Origin of the sequence: Bradyrhizobium sp. Arg237L (genome assembly GCF_029990105.1) — a bacterium.
Classification (GTDB): Bacteria; Pseudomonadota; Alphaproteobacteria; order Rhizobiales; family Xanthobacteraceae; genus Bradyrhizobium.
This window is the reverse complement of record NZ_JAQMIL010000017.1, coordinates 95,615-109,103: the sequence shown is the minus strand read 5'-3', so window position 1 is coordinate 109,103 and position 13,489 is coordinate 95,615. Positions and strand designations below refer to the sequence as shown.

At 63.8% G+C, this 13,489-nt stretch carries 1 protein-coding gene; it reads right to left on the bottom strand.

Translation table 11 applies throughout. The features are described 5' to 3' along the window. Positions 1-182 precede the first annotated feature (182 nt). Positions 183-13,247 carry a filamentous haemagglutinin family protein gene (locus tag OZ411_RS13120; protein ID WP_282528278.1) on the bottom strand — a complete coding sequence of 4,355 codons (13,065 nt, stop codon included), beginning with the start codon at positions 13,245-13,247 and terminating at the stop codon, positions 183-185. Between the last annotated feature and the right edge of the window lie 242 nt (positions 13,248-13,489).

The following is a 13,489-nucleotide window of genomic DNA, read 5'->3' as shown; positions in this document are numbered from 1 at the left end:
GTATGTGCTGACGAATACCGAGGTTTGGAGCGAGAGCCCTGGCTCTAAAGCATTTTCGGTTCTGATGGAATCAGAACCGAAGCTTTGGACTCTTGTTATGACGCGTTTTCTTCACGCGAACCGATGTCCACTTCTCGAAAACGCTCTATTTCTATCTCGTGAACTGGGTGATAGCCAGTTGCCTACTGAACCAGTCGCTTCCTCTCGTCTGGGGTGAGTTGGCTGATGGCGTTTTGCTCAAGAGTTCCTGCACCGATCACTTGTACTGGACTCGTAGGATTTTGAGAGTGCCGGTCATCCCGTCGTCGGCTGCGTTCATCTTCCTCGATAGTATCTGGACTAGCCGCCCCACCGCCAAAGCCGAGAAACTCGACGATAATCACCGATGGCTGGCTGTTGCCGCTGACTGGCGCCGGCAATGCGGTCTGCTGCGTGGCTGCCGTCGCATTCGACGCCGAAAGCACAGCAGAGATGTTCGGCGCCTGCACGGTCGGGATGCCCGATGACGTGCCCTGCACCTGGATATTCGCCGCGTTGAGGATCTGCAGCGCCGCGAGGTTGACGTTGCCGGACACGCGGATGCCTGCCTCGCCGGCGTCGATGGTGCCGATCGGTGCGATCAGGTCGATGTTCCCTGGCGGGATGCCGGCAAGCGGATTGAGTGTGGCGATGCCGGCGCCAGATGAGGGCGCCTGCGGCGACAGCGTGACGTTGCCGTAGTCGTCGTAGACGCGCTTGGGCGGCGTATAGAGCACCGTCGTCTTGGAGCCGCGGCCAGCGTTGATGTCGCCCTCCTCCGACCACGCCAGAATGCCGCCGCCGTACGTGGTCATGATGCGCGACAGGCCGAGCAGGATCGAGCCCTTCGAATAGAGCTGGATGTCGCCCTTTCCTTGCGTGATCAGCCCTGACGATGCCGGCGGCACCTGCCCTTCGACGCCAATGATCGTGCGTCCCCCGGGCGTCAACATCTGGATGTCGCCGCCAAAATTGGTGCGCACGCCCGATCCGCCGAACATGGTGATATCGCCGGAACGAAGGATCGGGTTGTTATCCGCGTCCTTCTCCGGGAACAGCGTCGCGATCATCTCTCTGCCGCGGAGGTATGAGCCGTAACGCAGGCTGTCGGGATTGTTGTACTCGCGCCCGCTGGCCGTCAATTCCGCGAAATAGACAATGCGCCTGAATACCGACTGCTCAACCATGGGCAGAGCATTGAAGAAGGTCAGCGCTCCCGCTTGATTACCGGAATAGCCGTAGTGTGTTTGCAGCCAGGCGTAGAGCATGGCGTTGTAGGTGAATTGGTTACGCTGATCCGCACTCTGGCCGAGGAAGTAAGCAAGCGCATCCCCCTGCGTGCCTTTGTAGCCTCGGTCTTTGAGCCAGGTGAAGAGAAGCGGATTGGTTGGATAGGCCGCCCTCTTGTCTGCCGTCAGAGAATTGAAGAATGCCAGCGCCCCCGCCTCCTCTCCTGTGTAACCAGCTTGAGTTTTCACCCAGGCATAAAGATCGCGAGGCGAAGCAATGGTGTCGGCTGTCTGCATCACCTTGCCCGGCTGTTGACCGAGCGGCTCGGCTGGATCGGCCATTCTGGCCGGATCCAGATAGAGTTTGACCAGCGCCGCATAGTCCGGCCCGTCCGGCCCAACGCCAGCTTGCAGGAGGATGCTGGCGCCGGGACGCGTGTCGCCAGGAACGATCGGCCCGATGCTCGTAATCGCGCCCTTGTCGGCCTGATACAAATTGCGCGCCGCCGAGACCTCGAGCGTGCCAGGACCGGCAATATCGAAATTGGCATAGACGATGTCGCGCCCCGCCGAGATGATCGACACGTCGTTCGGATTGCTATGCACAATCAGATTGCCGCGCGACGTCGCCCCCTGTAGGGCGCTCGTCAACGCGACGCCGGGCGCAAGGCCGGCACCGACGATATCGCGACCCGCACGCACCATGATCGGAGCCGCCGCGCTGTACCAGGTCGAGCCATCGGCGCTGAATGACAACGTTTCACCCGTGCGCAGCCCGACAACATCGCCCTCGCGTGCGTAGAACCGGATCGGATCGGCGCCCGATGCTCGGCCGACGTCAAAAGCAGCAGTGTTCGGACCGAAGAAGAACAGCGACAACGCCACGGGGTTACCGCCTAGGTCGATAACGCCGCCGGACCCGTTGGTCACCTTGACGTGTCCCAAGGGGTCCACACCGTCTCCCATGAAGGCCGGATTGAACGGCGTCGGTAACGCCACGCCGGAGCCGGACAGGCTGAACGAATACTGCCCCCCATAGATCGAGTCGCGGGCCATCATCTCCAACGAACCATGCGGAGACGGAGCAAGAGTGATGAAGGGATATACCTCAGAAGCATCGCCTCGCATGTAGGACAAGGCGTTGACCCCGTAATACATGCTGCCACCCAGGGCCGCCGCCCGGAAGATCGATGGGTAGATGAACGACCCATCTGCTGCGATCTGATCGCTGGTCTGTGCACGGTTTTCGGACGCCGAGGTGCTGGGCGTGAGATTGCCGCCGGCAGAGATCAGGTTGATCGCCGTGTGACCGGTCCAGAGCGAGAACCAGCTCTGTCCGGTATCGTTCGAGCCGCCGGCAGAGAAGGCAGATCGGTTCGGCGACTTGGAGCGCCCCGGATCACCGGCGCCACCAAGGACGAGGTCGCCCAAGGTTTCGAGATAAACCGCCGAATCGCCGGGCACCAGCGTAATGCCGGAGCGTGCATCCGAGGACGTTGCTGTGAACGGGTCGATACCGCGCGGATCGAAGGCGTCATTAAATCCGGACGCACCCGACCGGTAAATGAGCTTGATCCCGCCGATCGATTCCGCCGCTACGTGCAAGGCACCGCGCAAATTCACCAGCGCGCCGGGCAGCACTTGAATTTCCTGTCTGTTGGTGAGAGCCAAGTTCGGGTTGAGCGCACCCGCGATCCGCATGTCGACGTCGCCACCGCCGGTCAGCGTCAGTGATCCGTCAGCGCCAACGCGGCCGGTGCTGCCAACAGCAACGACCAGGCCCTGACTTCGATGCCCGCCATCCGTCGCTTGCTCGCCGCGAAGAGCGATCGTGCCGGCACTGCCACCGACACGGATCGCGACATCGCCGCCGCCCAGCGCGCCGATGCCGGTGAAGCCCAGCAGATCGGGATTACCGGGCGCACCTGAGGCGGTGTTGGCCGTATAGGTTCCGAAGTTGATCCACCAGGACGTCGGGATCGTTGCATCGACCGCCGTACTGCCCGTGCCCTGTCGCCACAGCCAGTTGCCGGTAATGACACTCGCCGGACCCGTGCCTTGCGTGATGTCGCCAACGAGATCGCCACCGGCCGCGATCAAGACGTTGCCACCCTGGTCGGGATACCAAGCCTGATAGGTCGAAAGGGGGGCGGCATAGTCGGCGGTTCTGGGGCCGAGAAGCGTACCGTCGGCCAGAAGGCCACGTGCACGGTTATACGTTGGATCGACCGACGTCGCCGTGCCGGCCGTGTAGATGCCGTAGAGCGAGTTCATCCGGATGTCGCCGGCGGCGACAAGATCGAGATCGCCGGTGCCTGTGCGGACGACGCTGAAGGATGGCGCGACAGGTGCTGGAGCCCCTGGTGCCCCATCGTAGCACTGGCCAGGATCCAAGCACGCCCATAGCCAATCGTCCGGAACCGGATCGTTCGGCGGCATGCCCCACCAATTGTTGGGATCCCAGAGTTTCTGGGCAGGGCCAGGCCCTGATATGTAGTGGGTATCGCCTAGCGTGATTGCTCCGGTGGAGGCGGGATTGAGTGCACGGCGGTCTGCCGATCCGAGATCCGCGCCCGCGACAAGACTCATCGACCACGCTGTTGCGCCAGCACCTAGCATCGGCGCCACCGCCCAGTTGCGGCCCTGCACGCCGCTCACAACTGGCCGCAACTCGATCGGTTGATCGCCCGCCAGTTTGACGTTGGTCATGGATGGAATCAGCGACCCGGTGGCAAGCGACAACGGTCCGCTCGATGTCATGTTTCCCGGCAACGGAATGCCCTTTGGCCAGATCAGCGCTGCAATCTTGGCGTCGCTGCGCAGCACCGTTCCGGCGCCGAGTTGCATGCCGGCGGTGAGCGTCACTGCGTTCGGCAGAACCGTGCCGGCGGCATAAGCCACCGTACCATCGGCGTTGTAGATGGTCGCGCCGACCACACTGCCCGCGGATAAATTGAGAGGACCTGCCAGAGTCGCCCTCACCGGTAGCACCGTGCCGGCCAGGACGTTGTTACCTTGTGGATTCCCCACGAGCGTATCGAACGTGGCCGGCAGATCATAGTTAAGCGTCACACCCTTTCGGAAAGTGGTCCCGGCTTCGAGCGTCACCGCAATGGGAAGCACAAGATCACCACCATACGGCACCACGCCTGGCCCGAGCTGCCAGCCCTTGTCGTCAAACGTGGCCGACGGCGGTGCAAAACCATCATTGATGCTGCCTCGGATATTGAGATCGCCAGCGGCACGGATCGTCAATACGCCGGGCTCGCCGAATCCGCGCAACGCCGGATCGAGCCGGTTCGATTGCGGCCCATAACGATAGCCCGACAGGTCGAGGTCGCCCGCGACCGCGAGATCGCCGTTCGGATTCTCGGTGCTGATCTTGCTGACAACCTCGACACCGGGCCGCAGGTGATAGCTGCCGAGCCCAGAGAGCTTGCTGGCGAGCGCGGTATTGGCGAGCGCCGCATTGATGAAGGCGCTGCTGTCTTGATCGATGTCGTCGAGATAGCCCTGCGTGATCTCCTGCGGCTTGTGGCCGGTCACATCCGGCGCGCTGGCGAGCGGCGCGTCGTCATAAATGCGGAAGGCATTGACCGCGACGGTCTTTGCGCCATGGATTTGGGGCGTGCCGAGCACGTTCACGGCGACATCGTTGGCGCCGTTCACCCCCCTCTCGCCGGACGGAATACCTGAACCACCGAGCCGCGGCGCATTGAGGTTGAGCGTGCCGCGTGCCGCGCCATCGTTCTGGCCGGGACCGTTGCCATGTGTGACTCCGGTGCCCGCGCGGAGGTCAATCGCTGCATTGCTGCTCAATGTCAGCGTGCCCAGGCGCGTCGTCAGATCGACGATGGCGCGGTTCGGACTGTCGATGATCTTGCCGTAACTGTCGACACGCAGGCCGGTGCCGTGCGCATCCAGCGTACCGTTGATGGTGAGGTCGCCCATCGCCGCGAGCCGGATCGATCCGACCTGGAAGCCGCTCGCATTGATCGTGCCATTGACGGTCAGGTTGCCGCCGTCGACAGCGATCTCGACGTCGCCTGCCTGCACCTCGTCCCCGACCGTCAGGCTGCCCTGCTTGATCAGGAACCGCCGCGCACCGACCACGGCGCCAGAGTTAAGGCGTGCGTTCAGCCCCGCGAAATCGGCGAGCGTTTGCGCCCGCACGGTGAGTTCAGCCGCGTCGTACGGCACCATCGTGCCGCCCGCGTCATACTGGCCGCTTGCCGAACCGAGAACAGTGCCGCCGAGATCGACATGACCGGCACCGGCACCAAGCGCCGTCACCGTCATCGTGCCGCCGCGGTTGTACCGCGCCGACAAGTCGATCACCGATCCGGTTGCCTGGCGGATGTTCCCGGCGCTGCTGGTCAGCACCAGGTCGCCACCCCAGCTGTACTTGGTGACGTCGAACATCTCGACCGCGCGCCCCGACAGGTCGATGCGCGCGGCACCGCCAAGCAGGATATCGCCTGTTGCTGTCAGAACGAGCTTGCCCGAGGGCAGGACAACACTGGTATCGACCGTGACGTTGGTCCCCGTCAGCTTGAGCTGAGCGCCAAGCGCATCAACGTGCGGCACGGCTGCACTGCCCGCTCCGGTAACGAGAACATCACCGCCCGCGGTGATGGTGTTGACCGAACCCGCCACACCGGTCAACAACGGCGCCGTGAACGTCAGATCGCCGCCCGTGTATTGATAGCCGGTCGCCGGAACGTAGGCGCCCTGCTTGTGATAGACGCCGAGCGTGCCCTTGCCGTTCGACGTGATGCGCTCGCTTGCGGCGATGTTGACGGTGGCGAAACCGAGCGCGAGACGGTTGTCCACCACCGTGCTGCTCGGCTGGGAGTTGGGCCCATAGCCAAAGACGACGCGTTTCGCCGCAATGTCGAGCGTGCCGTCGCCGAGGAGCGCGGCCATCGCCGCGCCCGGCGCCGCCGCCGAGCCGGTCCAGATGAACTCGCCCGCGCGGATGGTTGCGACATCGCCGGCCGCGCCATAGCCATAGATCGCGGGCGTTCCGAGCACGAGACGTCCGACCTTCGACGCATCGAGGGTCACGGCGCCGAAAATGTTCACCGCATCGCGCGCGTTGAGCACCAGGGTCTCGAGCGCCGGCGCCCCCGTCGCCGTATTGCCTGCGAGCAATTGCGCCAGCAGGCCCTGATTGAGCGAAAGACCCGCGGGCAGATGGCCCGATGCCGCCGCGGCTGCGAGCCTGGCATCCTCGCCAAGATTGATCGCCGACAGGCCGAGCACGAGGTTGCGCGTGCCGTAGGATACGTTGTTGGCGATATTGAACGCGCCGGACGTCGAAACAGCGATGGTGCCTTCGGAGACAAATGTCGTTGTCTTGTTGCAGTCCACGGTGACGCAGCCGCCGACCGTGATGTTGACGCGTGAAGCCGAATTGGTTGCCGATGTCTGCAGCAGATTGACGAAGCCATTGGACAGTGCAACGACGCCACCTTCAGCGATGAAGACGAAGCCGTCGCTCGAATCGTAGCTGGCCCGGCCACGGCCGACCGTACTGATCGACGCGCCCTCCTCGATCGTGATGAACCCCGCTTCCCCATTACTGGCGAGGATCACCTCCGCCGCCGCAATGCGGGCGCCGCTGCGCAAGATGAGGTTATTGCCGTAGCCCCCTAGAATGGTCGCGAAGCGGCCCGCTACGCCGTAAACCGTGGTGATGGTGCCGTTCAGCACCAGACGCGGCGCGTCGAGCTTGCTGAGTTCGTCGGCGTAGACGGATGCGAATCGAATGGCGGGATCGGCGCTCTGGCCTGGAGCCAGGATTTCGCCGAGACGCCGGACATTGACGGTGCCGCCGAAGCCGCCGCTGCCGGACGCCGGGTCCATGCGCAGATCGCCATTGAACCGCAATTGCGAACGGCCGTCCGCAACGGCCGGCCTGCCCATCAGGATGTCCAGCGTCTTGGCATCCACCGTCAGCATCGCGCGCGGAACGCCGAGGCGCGCTGCATCCGTGAGTACAAAGGCGTTATAGCCCATCTCGTTGTAAGACGAATGCGCCCTTACGGTATTTGCCGGCGTGATCGTCACCCGGTTGGGCAGCGACGCGCGAATGGACGTGTTGGCGATGCCGAGATAACCGACGGCACTCCAGGAGCCATTGCCGATGGTCGTAGCGCTCCCAAGAGAACCGGCGCCCGCAAGATTGGTCTGGTTGCTCGCGCCGATCTCAACGCGGAACGCACCGGGCAGCAGCGCGTAGCTGGACGGCATCAACATGTATGTCCCGGCCGGCAGCCCCGGCACGCCGGCCGGAATGGTGATCTGCTGACCCGTGAGCGGCGCGCCATAGCCCGCCTCCTGCACCACCGGCGCATACGCCGCGGCGCGGCTCGGCACGATCGCATAAACCGCGTTGCCCTTGCTACTGTAGCTGTAACCAGGATTGGAATTGATCAACGGCGTCGTCAGGATATCGACTGAACCGCCGCGGCCCGACACAAAGCCCGCGCCGGTCAGTTCGCCGCCACCCGCCAGATCGAGAACCGCACCGGACTCGACATTGAGATGAGTGGTCGAAAGCCGGATACCGCGCTTGAGATCGGTGCCGGTCATGCCCCCGGCGCCGTCGAGCACGATCGTGGACCCGTTATAACGATAATCGAGGCCATCGATGGTCCCACCATAGGGCATCACCGGCCCGGCGCCGCTCACGGACGTGATGCTGCCCGGCAGAAGATTGATCGCATCGGCTTGTGCCGGGTCGCCACGACCCATCGTGCCGAGCTGCAACGCGCCGAACGGCGCGCGCACCACGCCGCCCTGATTGACGGTTTCCGCGCCGAGATAGAGCAACCCGAATGCCGAATACGGCACGTCAGGCACGGTGTCACCGTATCGCCGAATGGTGAGCACGCTGCCACTGAGGAAATTATCGATTTCCTGGTAGCCGGCAACGATCTGCGCCCCGACGCCACTTGCTGGATAGATTTGCGCGGCGACCAGCGTGATATCGCCCGTTGTGGCGAGCTCGGTCGTCAGCGCGCTTGACCCGATGCCGCGCCCCGGTAGACCGGCGAGCAGGCGGATGTCGCCGCGGCTCGTGAGATCGACCAGCGCAAAGCTCCGGCGATCCACGGTGTAGATCGATGTCTTGGTGTCGATCAACTTGCGTGCGCCGAAGCCGACGCGGTCGCGAAGATCGATCAGATCCGCGGTGACCGAGAACACGGCGTCGCTAGCCTGTTGCGACGGACCGCTGCCCCAGGTCACGGCCGGCAAGGTGAAGCCATCGCCGGCGAGGCGAGTTGTACCCGCCAGCCGCACATAAGGCGCCGACAGCGACACCTGTGAGTTCGCTCCCGCGCTCTCACCCAGCGCAAACGTACCGGCATAGAGGCGCAGGCTCTGGCTCATCGCGAGCGTGACATTTCCGTCGAAGGACAGCGGCCCGTCGGCCAGCAGCGAAAGATTGCCGAACCCGCCTTCGTGAATACGATCGACGCCGAGCCGCGCGGTGCCGACCACAAGACCGGCCTTCGCTTCCGCCATGGACGCCGCACCCGCGATTGAGCTATCGCCTTGGATATCGGCGATGACGAATTCGCGATGCCGCAGCACATCGCCAGTCGTCGTTAGCGTAGGATAAGCGGGCGTCGCCAGCGCCAGCGTGCCGCCTGCCGCGTTCGCACCGCCCGAAGCCGCTCGCAGAGTGCCGTCGAGATAAAGCCCGATGCTGGACTTGACCACGATCGTGCCCCCGTCGCTGGCGATGTTGAGTGGCGTGCTGGTCGCTCCAAGGCCGGGCGCGGGAATATCGAGCACCGCGCCTGTGCCCGAAGCGTCGAGCAACGCGCCGGGCCGGATCACAACGAAAGCATGCGGCGCAGCCGACTCGCCCTTCGCCTCCCAATCCATCGCACCGCCGATCAGGATCGAGCCGCCATTGCCAACGACACCATAAGTCCGGCCGCTCGCATTCGTCGCCGTCACGGCGCGCGCCGCGACGTCGAGCACGGCGTGATCGCCGATCCAGATCAGGCCGGCTTTGTTCGTGGCAGCGCTGTTCCCCGTTAAAGTGATGGTGCCGCTCGGGGCGGTCAGGGTGCCGTCGATCGTGAGATCCGTTCCTTGCAGGCCGATCGACTGGCCTGCATCGACCCTGATCGCCGCACCCGCACGAATGTCGATCGGGCCACTCGCCGACATTGCCCCGGCTTCACCGATCGTGGAGCGCAAGGTCAGGCTGGCGCCGCTGCGTTGAATCAACCGGCTGTTGGCGGCGTCTTCCGTCCATTCCGGTGGTGTCCATACGCTCAGCGCATTCGCAGGATCAGTACCCGTGGCGATGCTGAAAGCTGTGTCCGCGAAGCGGTAGACCGGCATCGTGACATCAAGCTTAGCGCCTTCCGCCACAACCAGACCATGATGGCTATTGACATCGTAACTGGAGAAACCGGATTGGAAGAGCGACGTATCGACCGTCATCGTCGGAGCGACGGCAACCGCGCCATTGAAGGTCGTCCCGGCCGCGAGGCGCGTACCCGACGCAACCGTAAAATTCACCGGCGACACATTACCTGCCGCGATCGTGACGGTCTTGTCCAGGATCGAGATCCCATTGGGAAAGGCGTCGCCAGGCACGATATAGGAGGATGCAAACGCCCCTTGTGGAATAGAGGAAATCACAGTTCCCGCCGGGATTACAGGAAGGCCACTCCCCCTGATGATGTTAACATCGCCATTCCTGTTGAATGTATAACCATCTTGGGTGATCCCATAGTAGCCACCTGTCACGAGAATGGTGTACCCAAGGCTTCCCGTCGCCGGACGCGACGGAATCCAGTCGACGGCAAGCGTCACGTCGTTGATGGCTCTGTTGGTCGTCCCGATCGTCTCGCCAGGCTTCGCGATGCTGGTCGTGTAGCTGTAATCAACCGGCAGCACATCGCCGGCCTTGACTTGATAGTCCTGCAACAGCACCAGATCGGCCGGCGCCTTCTCGCCGGCACCGAGCACTCCGTCGGTGGCAAGCAGTTTTCCGCCGATCCCGATAGCCGTCCCGGATTCGATCTTGAGCGTACCGCCGCCGCTCACGCCGTAGCCGCGGATGTTACCGTTGAGGGTCAGCAGACCGTCCGGTTGAACTTGAGAATTCTCCTGATCCGCAATCAGCGAGACGTCGCCGCCACGGCCGCCTTTAACCTTTGCGTTGGCGAGGATCGCGCCGCCCGACGACACATCAATCAGGCTGTCCGCCTTCAACGTCACGTCATGGGTCGATTGCAGCCGCACCGTGCCGCCATCCAGATAGGCCAGCTTGCGGGTGTCATCCTTGTTCAGCAGCGCGTTAACCCACACGCCGCGCAGATCGAGCGTCACGCCCTCATGCAGGGCGACCGACGATGTGCCGTTCTTGAGCAGCACCACCGCGTTGCCACGGTCTCCGCCCCCCTTGAAATAATTATCCACGGTGAGCGAGCCGCTGCGCGCAGTGATGTCAGCCTTGATATCCACGACGGGGGCAATGAGCCTGATCTGTCCGCCGTCGGCCAACATCAGCGCACGCTCGATCGTGATCGTGTCGCTGGTACCGATGTCGAGACCGCCAAGACCCATTGCGTTGATATGCGATGTGTTGAACCAGACCGTGCCGGTGCGCGCCGAAGGCAGCACATCGGTGTCGGAACGACCCGCGGTGATCGCGGCCGCATCGCCGAACCTGATATCCGAATTGAAGATGCCGTCTCCGGTCACGACACCGTATCGCCCGACCATCAACTGCCCGTTGAGCGCGGCCGTCGTCTGCGTCAGCTTGTATCCATCGGAGGCGCCGTCGGGGCGTTTGTTGGTCTGCCGCTGGCCGGTCACGGTGTCGGCCACGATATCGGCCTCGAAGATGCTGGTCGGCGTCGACAGGATCAGCCGTCCGGCGTCGCGGCCGACGGTGTAGCCGTCTTCCCAGCGCACGCTGGTCCGGCCACGGCCAAACATGCTGCTCCAGGTCTCGGTCAGCCTATCATCGACCTTGCCCTGGATGCTGTGTTTGCGCGAGAAGCCACCGGCAAAGCCTGTGAAGGTCATGTCGGCGGGCGCGTTGTCGACGCTGTAGGTCCGACCGTCGCTGCCAAGCAGATTGGTCGAGCGGATATAGCCGCCGGCATAATCCAGTGAACCGCCGGAGATGTCGAAGGCGGCGCCGCGCTGTGCAATGACCTCCGGTGCGGAGAGCGTAATACTGCCGCCCAGCGCCGACCATTCGCCGATCGTATGCGCCGACGTGCCGAGATAGCCGCCGACCTCGAGCAAACCGCCGGCCGTATAGTAACGGTCGCTGGCATAGCCGCCGGTGCCCGCCGGCACCAATGTGAGATCGCGGGCGTCGATCCAGACGTCGTTGTTCTTCAGCAGGCTGGAATCGCGGTTCTGCGGGGAGTCTCTCAGTTCGTTGCCCTGCACGTTGATCTTGATGTTGTTCGACGCCATCGCAAGTGCGACGCCGCGCACGCCGGAAACATCAAGCATCGCACCGTCCTCCGCGAAGATGCGCTTGTTGGCGGAGACCGCGATCTGGCCGCCCTGCGCCGCGGTCACCGAGCCGCCCTTGAAGGTGACAGTGCCGCCGCTGACGATCTCGATGCGCGACTGGTCCTGGCGGTCAGCCAGCAGAGAGAGATTGTCGAACTGGCTGGCGGAACTGGCGCCGCGCAGCACATTCGCCGCGGTGGAGGCTGCGATCAGCGCGTCGCGCTGGCTGTCCAGCGCGGTCTCGCTGCTATCGAGTTCCGGCAGCACAGTCGTCAGACTGGTGGCGCCGAGCGTGACGCTGCCCGCAGCGTCCGAGGCCGCGTTCAGCAGATGAACAGTGCCACGAGTATTGACCGAGGTCGTCGCAATCAGCACGCCGTTCTGCGCCAGCGTGCGGCCCGCCAAGGTGATATCGCCCTGCTGGGCGAAGATCAGCCCGCTGTTGCTGACGACGCCGCTGGCACTGCCGACCGCAATCACCGGTGCGAGTTCGTGGCCACGGGTGGTCGAGGCCTGGTTGGAATTGGTGCCGAAACCCGGACGCAGGATGAAGGCGTCGCCGGCTGCCAGCAACGCCTGGCCCTTCGGCGTCGCAATCGTTCCGGCATTATCGACCTGAGAGCCCATCATCAGCACGAAGCCGCCGCCGGAGGTCACCAACGACGCCGCGTTGGTGGTGATCAGCGCTCCGTTCTCGACGACGATCTTGCCGCCCGCCCCGGTGAAGCTCGGCGCATAGCTCGAACCGCTCCGGGTCGAATAGATGCCGCTGTCCAAGAACTGGCTGTCAGTGATGGCAGCGCTGGACGCAATCAACGAACCTACGTTGATCTGGCTGCCACCGCCGAAGATGATGCCGTTCTGGTTGATCACATAGACCTGGCCATCGGCCTTGATGTTGCCGAGGATCTGGCTCGGTGCGGTGGCACCGGCCACGCGGTTCAGCGCCACCCAAGTGGCATTGCCCTGCTGGTCAAACGTCAATGTGGTGCGCGCGCCGACATTGAACGAGCTCCAGTTCAGGATCGCCCGCGCGGATGTTTGCTGGATGCCGACCTGGGTCTGACCAGCCGCATCGACGCTCTGCGTCGGCGCATTGGCACCGCGCCACAACGCCGAGCCTGGCGCAGCACCCGGCGCCACCTGCAACCCGCCGGCGCCGAGGCCGTTCGGCACCACCACCGGCGCGGTGATCGAGGTCTGCCGGGCCTGGGCTGCCCCGCGTGCCGCCGCCTGCATCGCCTGGATGTCCTGAACGGCCCGCGCCGCACGCGCCAGCGAGTCTTGCGCCTGCTTCGCGGCCCCCGCCGCCTGTTGCGCCGCCAGCGACGCCGCGTCCGCTGCGAGGTTCGGCGCAGACCGCACGGCAGAACCGTTCAAGGGGCGCCCGTGAACCGAGAGCGACGCCGTCAGCAGCGTGGATGCACTGACGGTTGTCAGCAAAATACTCTTGAGAGAAACGGACAGGAGTTTCTTGTTGTTCGACGCCACGGTTGCCCCTTGAACGGCTGAAGACTGTCTCGGCGAGAGACGGACCAGTCGAGAAAAGGAGGAGCAATGTGCATCGTCCGCGATCGTTGCTGCTGGCTCACCAGCCTCAACGCCGATCGCGCGTGCATTCACAATGCGCCCACGCCTCGTCTCTTCCTGTTAGTGCCCCTAAGACGGTTTGAGGCAGGGCGAGACTGAACCGTGTCACAAAAAATTCTTGGAGCAATGAAAGGGTGATCGAT